General features: G+C 41.1%; 16 protein-coding genes. 2 read left to right on the top strand and 14 right to left on the bottom strand.

All coding sequences use genetic code 11. The features are described from left to right. Window positions 1-118 precede the first annotated feature (118 nt). Window positions 119-1,087, top strand: a complete 969-nt coding sequence (locus tag DW036_RS16035) for a M23 family metallopeptidase (protein ID WP_022392745.1) — start codon at window positions 119-121, stop codon at window positions 1,085-1,087. 5 nt (window positions 1,088-1,092) lie between these two features. Continuing rightward, complete coding sequence (locus DW036_RS16030; RefSeq protein ID WP_022392744.1) at window positions 1,093-1,470, top strand: MerR family transcriptional regulator; 378 nt, start codon at window positions 1,093-1,095, stop codon at window positions 1,468-1,470. An 81-nt stretch (window positions 1,471-1,551) separates the two neighbouring features. On the opposite strand, the gene DW036_RS16025 is transcribed toward DW036_RS16030, so the two are convergent. From DW036_RS16025 to DW036_RS15960, 14 genes are read right to left on the bottom strand one after another with little or no spacing between them, the layout of a single operon-like run. After that, entirely contained in the window at window positions 1,552-2,259 is a 708-nt protein-coding gene (locus DW036_RS16025; RefSeq protein WP_118465291.1) for a hypothetical protein, read from the bottom strand. A gap of 28 nt (window positions 2,260-2,287) precedes the next feature. Next, complete coding sequence (locus DW036_RS16020; RefSeq protein WP_118465290.1) at window positions 2,288-2,857, bottom strand: hypothetical protein; 570 nt, start codon at window positions 2,855-2,857, stop codon at window positions 2,288-2,290. Window positions 2,858-2,915: 58 nt separating this feature from the next. Next, the gene (locus tag DW036_RS16015; RefSeq protein ID WP_118465289.1) at window positions 2,916-4,211 is read right to left on the bottom strand and encodes a phenylacetate--CoA ligase family protein; all 1,296 of its coding nucleotides are present in this window, start codon (window positions 4,209-4,211) and stop codon (window positions 2,916-2,918) included. A 1-nt stretch (window position 4,212) separates the two neighbouring features. After that, entirely contained in the window at window positions 4,213-5,880 is a 1,668-nt protein-coding gene (locus tag DW036_RS16010) for a C45 family peptidase (protein ID WP_118465288.1), read from the bottom strand. Then, window positions 5,873-7,363 (bottom strand): NAD(P)/FAD-dependent oxidoreductase, encoded by a 1,491-nt coding sequence (locus DW036_RS16005; protein ID WP_118465287.1) that lies wholly within the window; start codon window positions 7,361-7,363, stop codon window positions 5,873-5,875. Before DW036_RS16005 ends, DW036_RS16010 begins: the two co-directional genes overlap by 8 nt. After that, window positions 7,360-11,217, bottom strand: coding sequence for a trifunctional MMPL family transporter/lysophospholipid acyltransferase/class I SAM-dependent methyltransferase (locus tag DW036_RS16000; RefSeq protein ID WP_118465286.1), 3,858 nt, complete (start codon window positions 11,215-11,217; stop codon window positions 7,360-7,362). The genes DW036_RS16005 and DW036_RS16000 overlap by 4 nt, the downstream gene beginning before the upstream one ends. After that, on the bottom strand, window positions 11,214-12,404 hold the full coding sequence (locus DW036_RS15995; protein ID WP_118465285.1) for a DUF2062 domain-containing protein: 1,191 nt from the start codon (window positions 12,402-12,404) through the stop codon (window positions 11,214-11,216). Before DW036_RS15995 ends, DW036_RS16000 begins: the two co-directional genes overlap by 4 nt. A gap of 2 nt (window positions 12,405-12,406) precedes the next feature. Next, the gene (locus DW036_RS15990) at window positions 12,407-12,784 is read right to left on the bottom strand and encodes a hydroxymyristoyl-ACP dehydratase (protein WP_118465284.1); all 378 of its coding nucleotides are present in this window, start codon (window positions 12,782-12,784) and stop codon (window positions 12,407-12,409) included. 1 nt (window position 12,785) lies between these two features. Further along, window positions 12,786-13,337, bottom strand: a complete 552-nt coding sequence (locus DW036_RS15985; RefSeq protein ID WP_118465283.1) for a hypothetical protein — start codon at window positions 13,335-13,337, stop codon at window positions 12,786-12,788. Then, window positions 13,312-13,944 carry an outer membrane lipoprotein carrier protein LolA gene (locus DW036_RS15980; RefSeq protein ID WP_118465282.1) on the bottom strand — a complete coding sequence of 211 codons (633 nt, stop codon included), beginning with the start codon at window positions 13,942-13,944 and terminating at the stop codon, window positions 13,312-13,314. The genes DW036_RS15985 and DW036_RS15980 overlap by 26 nt, the downstream gene beginning before the upstream one ends. Before the next feature lie 7 nt (window positions 13,945-13,951). Next, window positions 13,952-14,620 carry a polysaccharide deacetylase family protein gene (locus tag DW036_RS15975; RefSeq protein ID WP_118465281.1) on the bottom strand — a complete coding sequence of 223 codons (669 nt, stop codon included), beginning with the start codon at window positions 14,618-14,620 and terminating at the stop codon, window positions 13,952-13,954. Then, entirely contained in the window at window positions 14,617-15,573 is a 957-nt protein-coding gene (locus DW036_RS15970; RefSeq protein ID WP_187374631.1) for a beta-ketoacyl synthase chain length factor, read from the bottom strand. The genes DW036_RS15975 and DW036_RS15970 overlap by 4 nt, the downstream gene beginning before the upstream one ends. Further along, the gene (locus tag DW036_RS15965; RefSeq protein WP_118465279.1) at window positions 15,573-16,763 is read right to left on the bottom strand and encodes a beta-ketoacyl-[acyl-carrier-protein] synthase family protein; all 1,191 of its coding nucleotides are present in this window, start codon (window positions 16,761-16,763) and stop codon (window positions 15,573-15,575) included. The genes DW036_RS15970 and DW036_RS15965 overlap by 1 nt, the downstream gene beginning before the upstream one ends. After that, a complete protein-coding gene (locus DW036_RS15960; RefSeq protein ID WP_118465278.1) occupies window positions 16,763-17,020 on the bottom strand; it encodes a phosphopantetheine-binding protein in 258 nt (85 codons plus the stop codon). The genes DW036_RS15965 and DW036_RS15960 overlap by 1 nt, the downstream gene beginning before the upstream one ends.

Raw genomic sequence — 17,020 nt, 5'->3', positions numbered from 1 at the left:
TATTCGCTATTATCTACTAACTACTTGCTACTTAGTATTAATATTCTTGAAAAAACAGCGCAAAGATAGCTTGTTTTTATTACTTTTGCCGTATTAATGAGCGAAATATTTCCAAAAGATGCGCAAAGTTTACTACATTTATAATCCACAGACGCAGACTTATGACCGTATTTACCCTACTGTCCGGCAACGGATGGTGAGTCTCTTGCGCCGTTTGTTTATCGGCATGGGCTTAGGGGCAGGTAGTTTTATAATTCTGCTGATTATCTTCGGTTCACCTTCGGAGAAAGAGTTGAGGAAGGAAAACAGCCAACTTTTAGCGCAGTATAATGTGCTTTCCCGTCGTCTGGACGAGGCAATGGGGGTGTTGCAGGATGTGCAGCAACGTGATGATAACCTGTATCGGGTTATATTTGCGGCTGACCCCATACCTTCGGCTATCCGTCAGGCAGGGTATGGCGGCACTAACCGTTATGAACACCTGATGGATATGGCAAACTCCGATCTGGTAGTGAATACAACTCAGAAAATGGATATGCTCAGCAAGCAACTCTATATCCAGTCGCGTTCTTTCGATGATGTGGTGGATATGTGCAAGAGCCATGATGAAATGTTGCGTTGTATCCCCGCTATCCAGCCTGTTTCCAATAAAGACCTTCGCAAAACAGCTTCCGGTTACGGAACGCGTATCGATCCTATCTATGGAACTACCAAATTTCATGCAGGTATGGACTTCTCGGCACCTTTGGGTACGGATGTTTATGCCACAGGAGATGGTACGGTGATACAGATGGGGTGGCAAACCGGATATGGTAACCGGATTGTAGTAGACCATGGATTTGGTTATCAGACTGTATATGCGCATTTGCGTGATTTCCGTACTAAGGTCGGAAAGAAGGTGGTACGCGGTGAAGTTATTGGCGGGGTAGGCAGTACGGGAAAGAGTACAGGGCCTCACTTGCATTATGAAGTTCATGTAAAAGGTCAGGTAGTCAACCCTGTCAACTATTACTTTATGGACTTGAGTGCTGAGGATTACGACCGAATGATACAGATTGCTGCCAACCACGGTAAAGTTCTCGATTAACAGCTATGGATAAAGACCTGAAATTATATTATTCCATCAGTGAAGTAGCCCAGATGTTCGATGTGAACGAGTCCTTGCTTCGTTTCTGGGAGAAAGAGTTTCCACAACTTTCTCCGAAGAAGGGAAGTCGTGGGGTGCGACAATACCGCAAAGAGGATATTGAAACAGTGAAGCTGATCTATCATCTGGTGAAGGAACGGGGAATGACATTACCCGGTGCCCGCCAGAGAATGAAAGACAATAAAGAAACCACTCTCCGTAACTTTGAAATTGTAGATCGCCTGAAAGCGATTCGTGAGGAGTTGATCAGTATGAAGAAAGCCCTTGACGGATTTACTTATGAACAGGTGGATGAACTGAAAAAAGATATTCAGCAGGGATAAGAAACTATTATAAATGAAAAGCGGATTGAAAACTATATGGCGTAGAATTCAATCCGCTTTTTAGTATAGAGACTGCTTTACTTAGAATTCGAAACCAAATTTGATTCCGATGCCATTTATAGACTCATTATCATAGTAATAATGGCTGCTATAATAGTATTCGTAATCATATTCTTGATATGCGTATTCCAGTTTAAGATTCAGTGCCATCTTTTTAGCAAGAGCGAAGCGTACACCTATACCAAATGTAACAAAAGCCCCTTCTACATCACCAGCGGCGTAACCACTTTTAATATCAGCAAACGGAGTAATCTTGTTTTTGGTGAAATTGGCTCTGAAGCTGGCAAATATGGGAACAGAATATAAATCAGCATCTGTATAACAATTCAATCCCAAACCACCTCCGACAAACAGATAATTATTAAACTGATAACCGTGTGTGGTTGATAAAGTAAATCTGTTAGCATCATAATCGCTTAGGTCGAAGATATAACCGGTTTCAACAAAACCCTTATAACCTCTCAAGGTACTGCTCTTTTTTCCAAAATCTTGGTGTCTATTCTTAGATGCACCTACCTCTTTTGTGATTTTCTCAACTTCATTCATTGGATAGGCAAAGATACTTCCATCAGCAGTTTGTATTTTCAGCGAACTGTTGGGTATTTGCTCAATGATAATACCACGGATGATACTTCCGTTTTTCAGATAAACAACTTCAGTGTAATTTTGTGCTGCACAGTGAAGGCTGATACCTACTAATAAGGTAAATAATAATAGTAATTTTTTCATCGTCTTTTGTTTTTAGTATATTCTTGTTTTATAGATTGTTTATAACTTTATAAATAGAACCAGCCCAATAATTGCGTAATCCAAAACCTCTTGCTTTACCACCTGTTGCCCAATCTTGTATTATTTCTTTCGTATCCGTATTGAAGAATACTACCTGATAAGAGCCGTATGCCTCTGCTTTGTTCAATAATTTAGCAATGATAATCAGTCCAATACCTGGTTTGTTTTGCGTGGGAAGTGCTTTCACTATTTGTTTAATCTGCTCTTCACTTAACGTATAGCTTGTATCAGTCGTCATCAATTCTTGTGGATTGATTGCTCCATTTACCTGATTGACTGCGTCAAGTGAAATTTCACTGACTCTTACTTTTAACTTCTTGCCAACATCATATTTCTTGGCTTCGGTGATAAATAATTGGTTAATTTCATCGAATGCCACCTTAAATTGTGCCGGGGATTCTGCTGCACCAAATACTTTGGCCGCCGAATAGTCCACTCCATAGAAATTGATACTTTCAGTTTCTTTAAGGAAGTTCTTGTTTTGTCCGAAGCAAATTATGCTTGTTGCAAGGAACAGAAGGGTGAATAGCTTTTTCATACAATTAATAATTTAGAATCAGTACTCAGTTTATAAATTTGTCAAAATTAGAAAATAGTTATCGTAAATCAAAGAATTTAATGCTTTTTCTACTCATCGGAGGCATTTGTATCTGGGCAATGTATTCTGCCGGTTCGAACCGGATAGTGGGAGCTACCCGTATTTTAGAACGGAATAAATCTTTAATTTCTTTGGCAAAGCTTTCGCTGTTCTCGTCACTGCCAATCCGAATCAAGATCTCGTCTGTACCTAACTTATTGGTATACACTTCAACAACATAGTTTTTTACCCGTGGAATATCATCCAATATGTCGAATAATGCAGGTGGGTACAGGGTTGTTCCTTTATATTTTATCATTTGGCCTTTTCGTCCCAGCACAGAACTTAACCGGATGGTATTTCTGCCACATGCACAAGGTTCCGTATATTGGTAACAGATATCTCCGGTTTTAAAACGAAGCAAAGGCATGCCTTCCACCCCTAAGGTGGTAATGGTTACTTCTCCCGGTTCCCCTTCTTTTACCGGAAGGTTCTTGTCATCCAGAAACTCTACAATGATAAGCTCGGGTTGCAGGTGTCCGCCATGGAATTCAGAACATTCGGTGAAGGACGATTGCATTTCCGTAGAGGCATAAGTGGAATAGAGTTGAAGTGACGGCCACTTTTCGCTGATACGTTGTCCAAGGGTGTTCAATGTAAAGTCAGGGTTACGCAGTGCTTCGCCGATACATACACACTTCTTCATAGAACAGGTGTTATGATCAATCTGATTTCTTTCGGCAAACTCTATCAGTTTAATCAGGAATGAAGGAACTACCATACCACAGGTAGGGTGAATACGGTGAATGGTATCCCATTGCAGTTCCGGTATACCGTTGCCTACACGGGCTACTCCCATACCGAGCTCTCTGGCTCCCAAGTAGTAGGCCAGCCCTGCCATGAAGCGGCGGTCTATGGTGGTCATCAGTTGCAGTATATCGTGTCGGCTGCATCCGGCAGTATTGAAAGACAAATATTCGTTGTATGCCAGACGGTCCAGGTCTTTGGAGGTCAGTACAAAAGTAACCGGATCTCCTAAAGTTCCGGAAGTGGTGACATAGTCGATAATATTATCCGGGTCTACACAGATGAATTCACTGTTATGTAGTTGCAGGTCTGTTTTGGTGGTAACGGGAATTTGTTGGAGGTCTTCTATCTTCTTGATCCGGGTGGTGTCTATGGAATGTTCTTTGAACATTTGCTGATAGAAGCGGGAATGTGCCTGCAAGTAAGCCAAGGTTTCAGTGAGTCTGGCTTCCTGATACAATTTAATCTCTTCAGGAGAATGAAACTGTATGTCTGGATTCTTTTCCATATTATTGGTTTTTATTGATTTTTTGTTGGATTCGTACTTTTTCTGCTTGTTTAGGTATGGGCATTGTTAGTGCTTTCTGCCAATAGGTCATGGCGGTATCAGTTTGTTGTATTGCAGCATAATAATCTCCCAATACTTCGTAAACGTAATAGAATGAAGGATTGGATGCCTCATAAAGATTCAGGACCTTTGTTTCTATTGTTTCTTTCCGTTGGATCTTTTCCCGGATGAGCTTCGTAAGGTTTCTATAAGCCATGAACTGTTTGTAGTTTGCTTGACTGATAAAGTTGTCTTCGGGAATGGTCAGACTCAAAGTGGCGATTTCGTGATGGAAATCTATGGTATCGCTGAATATTTTGTTCAGATCGTATGCCATATACTTGCCGCATTGCCAAGGAGAAGTGGAAACATACATGATTTGTTTCTCCGGCAGGAAAATAACAGAGTGATGGGCTATGAGTTGATTGATAGCCATTTCATTACCCATGCCCAAATCAATATTGTCCAATCCTTTTTGGTTGCGGAGTATGGAAGCAGCTTTCATCGGGTCGATAGGCTTATTCTCTTTCAACAGTTCTTGCAGACGGGCAAAACGATAGGGACTATCGGAAGTCGCAATGTTTTCCTTGTTGCGTTCATCGTTGCGGAAAGTATCTGATTGATAATGGTTGGTACAAATAATCTGATTACCGCTACTTGTAAAAAGTGCCGTCTTTTCCGGTGACTTTTCAATGATAGCGGCCCTGCCATCCTGTGCAGAACCAATCAGTATGGATTCGGAAACAAATGTTTTCCGCTTCAAAGCGATGGCATAAGCTTCATCAATTGTTGAGGCATATTGCAGTATCTCTCTGGTCAGGATAGAGATAGGAGTGGCGGAAGCAGTCGGCATGTCCGATTTTGCAGCATTGATAGTCACCGTGAGCCCGGTTTCATTCATACCTGAAAGTACACCGATCATACCCGGCCAACCTACAGATGCAAATTTATAGCCTTGCTCGGGCTGATAAAAAGATACCAGTTTGTTGTGTGCAAACTTATCCCCCATGTAAAAATCAAAATTGCGTCCGATGACGAGGGAGGAGTCGGCACTGTTTTCTCCCCAGGTGGCAAAGGAACTGCAACCTACCAACATGTAATCTTGCATGGCATGTCCCAGATCGTGAGCCGAATGATAATTGAGCTGGCGCTCGTAGGGAGTGCCGATAAAGTCGTATTCATGGGTACAGGAGAGTGAAATGCCATAAATCTCATCTCTAAACTCTTCCGGGACATTCTTCCCTAAATTACGGTTGAAAAGTACGATGAAGAAGCGGAGGAACTTAAGATAATTGTCGGAAGGTACAATCTCGCGTATCTGGTCAACAAAAACTTTCTCCTGATAGTATAGTAAATCAGAAGAAAGTTTGCCTATAGCCTCACCGCGCTGGAATGCGTCGCCACTCACCTTCAATTCCCACAGACCACTGTTGCTTTGCCGCAGATAATTGCCCGCATATTCCCGAAGACTATCTGTCTGTACCAATTCTCCGTTGGCTTTGGGAGTGTAGTCGGGAGTCAGCATATCTGCGGAGAAATAGAGTATGCTAACAAAGAGGATGATGGCAAGGAGAAGTACCCCTATGCCACATGCCGTATATTTAATTGTTTTCTTTAATATCTTATGCATGGCCTATTCGTTTAGCTAAATATTCATGTCCGAGTAATTCGCCACAAGTGATGATGGAGGTTAATGTTACTCCTAAAGCACCGTGGACGTTCAGATTTTGTCCTGTGAGAAATAAGTTCCCCAGTTTGGTTCGGGTGGAAACAAAACCGATTTGCGGACATTTGTAATCTTTGATAATTCCATAGGCAGAACCGTCACAAGTACCCGTAAAGTCTCTGTAGCTAAGTGGAGTAGTGGTATACATTGTCTCGATGTGATCAGTAAAATCGATTCCGTGACTTTTGATGAACTCTAACAATTGCCTGGCTTTTTCCATTTTGAAGGCTTTATAGTCTTCACCCCGTTGTTCGGGAAGTGTATTCTGCCAGACGGACAGTTCATCTATATACATGGGAGTCAGAATGGAGATGACGTCTGCATAATCACTGTTGCGGGAAGATGCTTGTGTGGAGATCATGCAATTGGTGGTATATCCCATGTTGACTTTCTTATCATACCATACATCGTTGTCTCCATGCAGATAGAGGTTCTGATTCAGATACGGATAACTTTTCTCTTTCATGATCAGGTAGAGAGTGAAAATGCCGTATGTATTTTCTAAAGAATTAATACGGGAGATATAGGCATTTTTGATACAGCGGGTCTTGTCCAGCAAAGTTAATGTTTGTTTGGGGTGTACGTTAGAGATGATGTATTTGCTTTCTATCCGCTCTGCATGGTTTATCTCTACCCCTGTTACCTGGTTGTTCTCTACAATGATACGGGTGACTTCACTGTTGTTCAAAACTGTTCCGCCATGAGTGCGAATCACATTGATCATCTCAGAGGCCACTTGCATACTTCCGTCAATGAACCGATAGGCTCCTTGTATGTAGGAGTTGTTAATCATGGCATGTTCATAGAAGTTGGAATGTTCTCTTAAACCACCATACAGAAGTGCCGAGCCGGCCAATACTGATTGCAAATCAGGATTGGTGGTAATCTTATCTATCATTCCTGCTGCTGAGGTATTGAAGAACTTCATTCCTTCAGTAGAAATAATACCTTTCTTCAGATTGTCCACACTGATCAGGTTGCCTACTTCTTTCAGTGACGTTGTATATTGCCGGAGATTTTCTTTTTCGTGAGGAAATGATTGGCAAAGGGTATCGATAAAACGTTCGTATCCCATTGCGTAATCATATACGCGATTCTTATAGAAAATCTTATCAAAAGCACTTTCATCCAGTTTCCGGACTTTGAGGTGATCCATGATTCCTACATACCGGAAAAACTGATTCATGACTTGTCCTTCGTCCAGACTACCTATATAATGAATTCCTGTATCCAACAAATGTCCTTTCCGGCGATAGGTCTGAAAGCATCCTCCAAACAGTTCGTTCTTTTCGAGCACACATACGTTATACCCTTCTTTACTAAGTATGGCTCCACATTCAAGGCCACCTAATCCGCTTCCAATGATGATGATGTCATACTTACTCATGGTAATTGCTTTTTAAGTATATAGATGGTATTCGATGTATATTTATCGTTTCGGATAGTCTTTACTTCCATTCCACACTCCCGGGCTATGCTCTGAATTTGAGCTTCGGAAGTGAAGCAGAGCTCATTCGTTGTGCGGTTGAACTTGACAACTTGGGTAGAGAGAACTTCCGTGAGGCGGGTTAACCGATGTTTATGAGTCTCAGCGGAATTTCCATCACGTACGATAATCATTCCTTCGGGACGAAGAAGATTGGCGCATTTCACTAACAAGTCATGTTGATGTTCATAATTCATGTAATGCAATACGTCATTCAGGATGAAGACATCACTTTCCGGGAACTCATAAACCGATGCGTCAGCATGTTCAAAGCGAAGGTTTTCACCACGAAGCCAACCGTGTTGAGCTATAGCTATTTTATCTTCGTCATAATCGATTCCTAATATTTGCCTTTCTTTGGATATCATAGACAGCATATAACACAGAGGACCGAGGCCACAACCGATATCCGTAATCTGTCCTTTCATCGGAATCAGTTGATTGAATAACTGGTAATTGTGTTCCATCTTTACTTTGATGCGGATGTACCACTCGATGACAGGACTTTTATAGATATAGTTCAGTACCAATGCCTCATAAAATGCCGGATTCGCCGGTGTATTCTTTTCCAGGCAAATACGTGCATATTCTTCTTTCATGTAGGAAGAGATGCGCTTGGTACGTTCCTGATAGGTCGTTCCGAATGAATCATCGTTATAAAGTATGCGAGGCAATATTTTAGAGTAAATAATGCCTTTGCGGACATAGAAAGGTTGTGCCTTGGCTATAATCTCTCCATTGCCGTATAGCAGAATAGGAATAATATCCAGTTGCAGAGTTTCTGATAAATAGAAAGCACCTTTATGAAAACGTTTCATCTTGCCGTCATAGGTTCGGGTACCTTCGGGGAAGATGGCGATGGAGTATCCTTCTTTTACTTTTTCCCGCATCCGTTCCACACAAAGTTCATATCCTTCGTCTACATGGAAGAAACTTGCATATTGAATGATTTTTCCAAATACCGGAGAGTTCCATACCCAGTGATTGGTTATCATGATAATCTTCGAGGAAAAAGATAATAACTCCAGGATATCAATGAAAGACTGGTGGTTAGCTATTATGATGGCCGGTTTTTTGAATGTCTCGTTAGTTACGTTGATGTGTTCTTTGCGTACGAATGTTGCCACTACCAATATACCTTTGCAAGTAATGTTGATAATCCGGCAAACAAGCTGCTGCTTATAACTGCGGCGTACCGGAATGAGGTATAATAAGAAAATGAAAATTCTCAGAATGATGCATCCTGTAACGAAAAGCATGAAAAGGATGATCGTACGGAGTAAACCTATCAGAGTATACGGGGGTAATCCCTTAGCAGCCGGTTTAGCAATAAAGAACTGGAAAATAATAGGTTGTATGGTATAAGCTACTAATACCACTGCAGCCATTCCAAGGATGGAAATCAGTGAAATGGATTGCAGGGCGGGATGTTTGGCAAATACTAAAGTTCCCATTCCCACAACGGCTGTGAATGCAGAGAAGAAAATAGCTGTCTTATGGGAATTCAGGATCGCTTTTCCTGTCCGGTATTTGTTTTGGAGGCCATCCATGATGAAGATACTGAAGTCGTCTCCGATACCGAAAATGAAAGTAGAGAGGATAATATTGATAATGTTGAATTCGATACCCAGAATCCCCATCAGGCCCAAAATAATGGTCCAGCTGATAAGCATAGGCAGGAAACTGATCAGGGTTAATTCTATACGCCCGTACGAAATCAATAGGGCCAGGAATATAAGGAACGAAGAAATATAAAGTATCAGGTAAAAGTCGTTATTGATGGCAGAGACCCATTGATTAGTGAAATAACTCCGGTCGAAGACTACAACATCCGTATTATCCTTGAATTGTTGATAGACTTCTTCCTTATTATCATCAGTGATGCGTACCTGGGTAACGAGCATCGTGATGGAGTCAGCACTTGTTTGCCATTCGTTCAGTAGGGTAGTGGCAATGCTATTTGTATCGTCCTGATAATTATAGGGCTGGAATGGGTGTTCTAACCATTGGTAAAATGCATTGAAACTACCTTCCCTGAAGTGATAGGTACGGGCGGCGTCTTCTATGTATTTACGGATAGTTGATATCTTTCCCGACTCTCCCCAATACTGGTTCCATTGTTTCAGACGCTTTTGCTGTTCTTCCGGTGAGATAAGGAATTGCTCGGCAGAAGCATACGCTTTAATGAGTCCTTGCTCTTTAAAAGCGGATAAGTGCTGGTTGGTATTTGCATAACTATTGAGTGCTTCTGTCATGTTCTTACCTACACTGACAAAAAGCACAGTTTTCTCTTGAGCATTGAAAAGCTGTTCCAGTTTAGCTTCTGCCTGTTTCAAGTGCTGAGGTTCATAGTTTAGGCTCATCATGTCTTCGTTAAACTTGACTTTCTGTGAAGTAAACAAACCGATGAGGGTAATAATGACGATGCCGCCTACTAACCATTTGTTCTTTTCATAAGGATAAGCATTGATTTTTTCTATAAAGCGTAAGACCCTGCCTTGTTTCACATCAGCTTGTCCTTTCAGGAAATGTGGAAGGTAAATAAGACAGAAAAGAGTAGTACCGATAAGCGCTAGGGAAGCAAACAGACCGAAATCGCGCAGTAATTCGGAGGTGGTAAAAGTAAGACCGAAGAATGCACCTATTGTAGTGAAACTGCCTACTGTAAGTGGATAAGTTATTTCTTTAATCAATTGCTGGACAGTAGAAACATGATTTTGATGGGCCAGCATGTGTATGGAATAACTCAGTGCAATACCCAGAATAGCCGAGCCGGCACCTACGGCAATTGCAGAGATATATCCCTGAATAAAATAAATCAGGCATAAAGCGAACAATCCCCCAAATAAAACGGGAGTGACAATGAGAGGGATTGATTTCTTGTGCTTAAACACCAGCGAGATGAAAATAATGATAATCAGCAGTGCGATCGAAGAAGTAATAATAGTATCCTTTTTAATCTGTCGCGCATTATAGACACTGACAGAGGGACCTCCAAAGTAAGATGCGTGAATGGAAGGATACTCTTTCTGAACCTGCTGAAGTTCATTTTCAAGTATTCGGATCAGATTCTCATTTTCACCGGTACTTCCTGTTCCGAATACCGGAGTCATAAACATCAGTAATGTATTTCCCTCCTTCGAAAAGATGTGTCCGTTGTTGATTTCATAATTGGTTTCCAACTGAAAATCTTGCAGATGCTTTAAGACGTTATTCCCAAGTCCTAACGGGTCTCTTTGTATATAACTTCTCAATGCTATACCTGCGGGGGAAAGAAGGTTGGTATAGTTCTTTCGCATCACGGCTTCTATGCCTTCCTGCGTTAAGAGTGAGTCGAAGTGCTGATAGTCTTTTTCCGTCAGGAACAGCGGAAGATTTTCATAAACAAAATCTGTTGCTTTTTCAATGGTTGTTTCATCTACTTCCGAAAAGATATCTTTAATCCAGGTTTGGTTAGACTCTTCTAATAAGTTTTGTTCCAGTTGGTCTCCGGCCTCTATCATTAAATCCGGAGTTACTGTAGAGTCGGCAGGAGAGATTAAGATGATAATCTTATCCTTTATTTTTAGATTATCAAATACCTTGGTGATGTTCTGGCTGTTCTTCGTATCAGGAAAGAAACGGGTCACATTCTCTTCAAACCTGACTTGCCAGGCGAAGTACCCCATAAAAAGGACACAAACACAGAGTGACAAGTAGAAGAGGACTTTGTGTCTTTGGAAATAATTATATAGTCTGATAAAGAATTGAGTCATGTTGTTTTCGGCCTTCTGTATATAGTAAGCAGGCTGATCGTTATAATACCTGCCAGTATACTACAAGCGGTTGCAAAGATAACACTTCCAATTAAATATTGCTCTAAAACCGATTTCACATTTTCAAATGATATGTTGGTAAGATGAAGCTCAATCGGCCTGCCCAGAACTTTACATCCTGTCAGGTAACTGCCATATAATAGGAAGGGAATCATGGGAGGAATACTGATATTAGCCGCTACAATAGCTATTACTTTGTTGAGTTTAAGCACATGAGCCAAAAACAAAGTGGCAAGCATCTGATATCCCCAAATCGGGACTATTCCCATAAATACACCTAACATAATGGCATAGGTAATCTTCAGATTCGATTCTTCAGACTGTGTAATGTGAGTCCGGAAGAATTTCCGGCAATTGCTCCAGGTTAGTTTCCGGAAGAAGTTACGCGGATAAATCCAGAGGAAAGTAATGAACACTAAGAAGGTATTCAATATGCTGATGCGGGTGAAATCCCGGAAAGGACGGAAGTGGGAGACACGTTCTTCCTGGGGCGGATAATAGACATGTATGGGTATATTGCGGACTGTGGTTCCTCCCCATACTGCAAATACCAGTGCTTCAAGCTCAAATTCATATTTAGCGGTATAGTAGAATCTCTGCACATTGATTTTATGTAATGGATAGAGCCGGTAACCCGATTGGGTATCCTGAAGCTTTACTCCGGTTTCAAGTTTAAACCAGAAGTTGGAGAATTTATTGGCAAAAGTATTCTTGCCCGGCATATTGTCCGAAGTCAGGTTACGGGCACCTACCAGCAACGTGTCCGGTTCTTTTTCTATTTCTTCCATGAAAATAGGAATGTCCGAAGCAAAATGCTGTCCATCGGAATCTATAGTGATGGCATATCGGTAACCGGCTGCTTTGGCCTGTTTTAATCCGTTCTTTAAGGCGGTTCCTTTTCCTTTATTGGTAGGATGGGTGATGATATGCAGGTTCGGATAGTTTTCCAGAAGAGTAGGGGTGCTATCGGTAGAGCCGTCATTGACAATGATGATATCTTCTACATAGAAGAGTACATCTTCAATTACGGTAGTCAGCGTCTTTTCATTATTGTAGGTAGGTATAATAACTACAATACCAAGTTGCCTGGCTTTCTCATGCCATAGTTCCTCGCTACGTTCTTCCATATTTATTTGCCGATTAGTTGTGCTTTTAATTTGATACAGATACCTTTTGAGGATGCTCCTTCAGCCAGAATCTGGAATGTACCCGTTTCGTTTTTCTTGATAGTCAATGAGAGCTTTAATTCCGGTGTTTCATTCGGATTAATAACAGAAAGAAACTTGCATGAGGCTATCTGCTTGTATTGCAGAGGAGCTTGTTGTATTTTCTCTATGCACTCTTTTATCATTTGCAGCATACAAACGCCCGGAACTACGGGCTGTTGTGGAAAGTGTCCGTTATAAATAGCATGTTGTGGGTTGAGCATGACTTGCACTACCCGGTCTGTTTCATTGATATGCTCAGAGTGCGTGACTTTATAGAAATTGGGAAGAAGTTCAGCCATATTAGTTTGGGTTTTCTTTTAATTTGTCCAACTGTATACTTAGTCGCAACCAGGGATGTTTGATTTTTATCTGCTCGGGATGTCCTGATGCGAACTCCGATAGATAGAATACTGATTTTCCGAATCCTCTGCCTGTGATTCTTTTTTCAAAGGTACCGCTTTTCTTTTTGATGCGGATATTCTTTCCACTTAAAAATAGATTCTTGAAGTCTGTTTCCAGTAATAGCAGCATTTTCTTTTTCTTCATGGGCTCTATGCAGCTGTTGACGTGAAATTCATTTTCCCGGAGTGAAAAATCAAAAAGACTGAGGCCGAAGTAAGTAGATGCCAATATTCTTATTTCATTATCCGGCAATTTCCGTACAATTAATAAACCGCTGAAGTGATGCTTCATGAAGTCTAACTGCATATTGTATTTTTGCGAATATTCTTCAGCGCAAATGATAGGTGTCACATAAGATGTGGCATCTCCTGCTATTGTTTTTGAGGAGCCGCAGGAAGTGAATAGATACAGAATAAAGATCAGATTAGCGAATAGAAAACTTTGTTTCATCTTTCAAAGCATTAAATCTCTTGTTGTAGAACTCATATTCCGTATAATTGGTGGCTGTTTCGGAAAGACGCAATTTGTAAACCGACATATCTTTCTTATCCAGATATATTTCAATTTCCGAAATGTAGGCTTGTATGGCTTTATTGACCGGCTTAATCTTCACTATATAATAGGAATCATTTTCAAAATATTCCAGTTTGTAATCGGAAGACATTTTTGAGAGATCGCCTATCATGCAAGCTGTGAGCATATCTTGCATTTGATTCATCATCTTATTGGCAGTTAGGCTCATAACGCTCTTTTTACCGTCCGATATAATTTTAAGCCGGGAGTCGTTTATCACTATTAGGTAGTTGACGGGTTGGGCGTATTCCATACGTATTTTGCCACTCTTTTGATAATAGAATTTTCCTTTGGAGGTTACCTTCTCATCCAGAATATCCAGGTACTTCACTTGTGTAAAGTCACTTTCAATGGACTGCATGGTTTGTGCTTCCTTTGCCAGACGGTTTTCAAAATCCTGGGTATGGATTAGCTTCTTCATTGTCTGGGCATGGGTATAGGAAATACCCAATATGATTGATAATATTATTAGTATGGTTCTCATAATGCTTTTATAACATGCTGTCCAGACGGACAACTGTATATCCCTGTTCTTTAATTAAGTTAAGTATCTCTTTTAATAACAGGTCACTGTCCGGCATCCGATCGTGTAGAAGGATGATAGAACCGGGGCGTAACCTTTTCTGAATACGCTTCAAAACTTTCTCTTTGGAAGGTTGCAGTGTATCGAGTGTTCTGATATTCCAGCCAACAGGAGTGTATCCCAATATGCGGACAGCTTTTGCTATAGTAGGATTCGTGACTCCAAACGGTGGGCGGAATAACTTGATTTTCTGCGAAGTTACTCGTTCTAATGCAAACTGGCAAGCTTGCAAGTCTTTTTTCATCCTCGACAGGCTGTACAAGGGAAAATGATTAGTGTGGGTAAAAGAATGATTACCAATCAGATGTCCTTCGTTGATGATTTGTCGGATCAACTCTTCATTCTCTTGTACTTTGTGACCGATGCAGAAGAAACAAGCCGGTATTTGTTGTTCTTTGAGTACTTGCAATACTTTGGGGGTTTGTACCGGGTCCGGTCCATCATCAAAGGTGATAGCTACAATTTTCTTTTCAGTCTGTTTCTTGCAAAATACCTTGAGATAGATGTTAGAACGGATGTTGCAAGATGCGTAGACTAGAAAGATAATCAGTAATGTGATCAGGATTTCCACTATCATTGTCTTTTCCGGATTAAAATAAGTGAATGGTTAATGGAGTGATAATGATTATATATCAGAACTGTCTGTCCCGGATTTAGATTTTCTTCAAAAGTTTTAGCCACTTTCCATAAAGCAAAGGAAGATGCCGTAGGATATTCACCACATTCATTCTTAAAGGTAGTGCATGTTGCTGTGGGAAACAGGCTGCTTTCTATATCAGTATACAGGGTATCTTCTTTCGGGTTTCCATTCTTACCGGTAACCAACCAATCGATTTGTCCGGCTGTTAATCCATTGCTTTGCAAAAAGCGATGAATCTTTTCAGCTACTTCCTGTGTACTGTTCGCATGAATAAAAGTCGATATACCGGCAAGTTCTGCTAATGTGGATTCGGTGGCTTCCCTTCCCAACAAGAAGAACTGGGCACCTTCGCCTGCTTGTATGCCTCTTAGCAGTCCCAGGCGTTGTTGTATAGCGTGGCTGTTAGGGGTGATCTCATCAATAGCTCCTACAAGGACATTTTCGTCACCTTCCCAGATTCTCATCATACCGTCCAATAGTGCACTTTCGAAACTTAATCCCCGGTGCACATACGTCATGTTGTAAGCATGTATCTGGCGGAGTAATGCTATTTGGGCTCCGATGGTGTTGAAGGTTGACTGGATAAAGGGTGTCGGATTCAGTAGTTGTTCTTCATTCTCAATAATTGTATTCAGAAATTTCTCTGTATCTGCCAGGCATCCGAGACCGGTTGCGGTGATGATCGCATGTACTTTTTCGGAAGGTAGGCTACTGATGCATTCCAGTCCGCAGGCAACTCCCATTTTGATGATCCGGCTCATACGCCTCCGTAGTGCGGCATTTGTGATAATACTCTTGTAGTCCGGTTCGTTGGCGGATAAATAAGGGGATTCTCCGGAAGCAGTATCCGCGTGAATAGAAGCAATATGATTGATATAGACAGGTTGCATCATTTCTCTTTTAATGTGGAAAACAGGATCGAAGAATCATTTCCACCGAATCCAAAAGAATTCGATAGTACATTACGAATGGGTAGTCCCTCGCGGAATGAGGTTTCGGGCATCAACATGTTTTCTTCTATAGGTTCTTTGAAGTTCAGATTGGGATAGATGAAACCATGATATACGGAGAGAACAGAATAAACCGCTTCAATTCCTTCCGAAGCTCCTAATGTATGACCGATAAACGCTTTGACAGAACTGAACGGAGGAATTTTATCACCAAAAATCCGCCGGATAGCAAGTCCTTCTGAAAGATCATTACTTGGAGTTCCTGTGCCATGTACATTGATATAATCAATCTCTTCGGGAGGAATTTCACTCTTAGCTATGGCTTCTGTCATAGACCAGAATGGTCCGTTTCCTTCGGGTGAACTGCCGGTCTGATGAAAAGCTTCATTCACATTCGAATATCCGCTTAATAAACAATAAGGCTCTTTCCGGAGTAATTTCTCTGATTGAAGCACAATATATCCGGCTCCTTCTCCTAAGTTGAGGCCTGCACGGGATGCGTCAAATGGACGGCAGTGTTCCTTATCCAAAATCATAAGTGAGTTGAAGCCGTTGAGGGTAAACTTGCACAAGGCGTCCGTACCTCCTACAATGGCAGCATCCAGTTGACCGTTCCTGATCATGCGGGCTCCTAACATGATAGCATTAGCTGCTGATGAGCAGGCTGTACTGATAGTGGTTACAAAGTCATTTATTTTCAGATAATCCGCTATCATTTCAGTACTTGCACCGCAGTCATGAGAGATGACTTCCCGTAATCTTCCTTTTCTATTGTCTTTTTTAAAGGCATTGTAGAAATGCTCACTCAAGTCCATGCCGCCTACAGAGGTGGAAGATATGAGACCTACACGCAAAGTCTTCAAATCTAACCGGGCGTCATCGACTGCTTCCCGGGCAGCTAACATGCCTAATAAGGCTGTCCGTGAAAACGTTTTTTGTATATCTAAAGAGAGCAACCGTTTTAGTTCTTCATTACTGTATTTTACTTCTGATACGGGTACATCCAGTTCCGTAGGGAAAAGAGTTACTTTCCCCATACCATGCTGATGTTTTCTGAGTGAAGCTATATTTTCTGCAACACTCAGACCAATACCTGAAACAACACCTAAACCGGTTACATATATCCTCATTATTTCTTATTTTCAGAGATATAGTTAGCTAATGTACGTATTGAGTAGAAAATCTGTTTTCCTTCTGCAGGATTCTTTATTTTGATTCCATAATTACGCTCTAAAATAAGAATAATCTCAAGTGCATCAATAGAATCGAGCCCTAAACCACCGTCACCAAACAACGGCTCATCAGGATTAATCTCTTCGGGTGTGACTTCTTCAAGATTCAGTTCTTCTATTAATTCTCTTTTTAGTTTTTCAATTAATTCTTCCAT

Source organism: Bacteroides sp. AF39-11AC (assembly GCF_003474285.1).
Classification (GTDB): Bacteria; Bacteroidota; Bacteroidia; order Bacteroidales; family Bacteroidaceae; genus Bacteroides.
The sequence above is the reverse complement of the archived record's forward strand: the minus strand, read 5'-3'. Positions and strand labels throughout refer to the sequence as shown.

Excerpts from the sequence above, each read along its gene's own strand:
- DW036_RS16035 (WP_022392745.1), top strand. The coding sequence starts at position 119 with ATGCGCAAAGTTTACTACATTTATAATCCACAGACGCAGACTTATGAC.
- DW036_RS16030 (WP_022392744.1), top strand. The coding sequence starts at position 1,093 with ATGGATAAAGACCTGAAATTATATTATTCCATCAGTGAAGTAGCCCAG.
- DW036_RS16025 (WP_118465291.1), bottom strand. The coding sequence starts at position 2,259 with ATGAAAAAATTACTATTATTATTTACCTTATTAGTAGGTATCAGCCTT.
- DW036_RS16020 (WP_118465290.1), bottom strand. The coding sequence starts at position 2,857 with ATGAAAAAGCTATTCACCCTTCTGTTCCTTGCAACAAGCATAATTTGC.
- DW036_RS16015 (WP_118465289.1), bottom strand. The coding sequence starts at position 4,211 with ATGGAAAAGAATCCAGACATACAGTTTCATTCTCCTGAAGAGATTAAA.
- DW036_RS16010 (WP_118465288.1), bottom strand. The coding sequence starts at position 5,880 with ATGCATAAGATATTAAAGAAAACAATTAAATATACGGCATGTGGCATA.
- DW036_RS16005 (WP_118465287.1), bottom strand. The coding sequence starts at position 7,363 with ATGAGTAAGTATGACATCATCATCATTGGAAGCGGATTAGGTGGCCTT.
- DW036_RS16000 (WP_118465286.1), bottom strand. The coding sequence starts at position 11,217 with ATGACTCAATTCTTTATCAGACTATATAATTATTTCCAAAGACACAAA.
- DW036_RS15995 (WP_118465285.1), bottom strand. The coding sequence starts at position 12,404 with ATGGAAGAACGTAGCGAGGAACTATGGCATGAGAAAGCCAGGCAACTT.
- DW036_RS15990 (WP_118465284.1), bottom strand. The coding sequence starts at position 12,784 with ATGGCTGAACTTCTTCCCAATTTCTATAAAGTCACGCACTCTGAGCAT.
- DW036_RS15985 (WP_118465283.1), bottom strand. The coding sequence starts at position 13,337 with ATGAAACAAAGTTTTCTATTCGCTAATCTGATCTTTATTCTGTATCTA.
- DW036_RS15980 (WP_118465282.1), bottom strand. The coding sequence starts at position 13,944 with ATGAGAACCATACTAATAATATTATCAATCATATTGGGTATTTCCTAT.
- DW036_RS15975 (WP_118465281.1), bottom strand. The coding sequence starts at position 14,620 with ATGATAGTGGAAATCCTGATCACATTACTGATTATCTTTCTAGTCTAC.
- DW036_RS15970 (WP_187374631.1), bottom strand. The coding sequence starts at position 15,573 with ATGCAACCTGTCTATATCAATCATATTGCTTCTATTCACGCGGATACT.
- DW036_RS15965 (WP_118465279.1), bottom strand. The coding sequence starts at position 16,763 with ATGAGGATATATGTAACCGGTTTAGGTGTTGTTTCAGGTATTGGTCTG.
- DW036_RS15960 (WP_118465278.1), bottom strand. The coding sequence starts at position 17,020 with ATGGAAGAATTAATTGAAAAACTAAAAAGAGAATTAATAGAAGAACTG.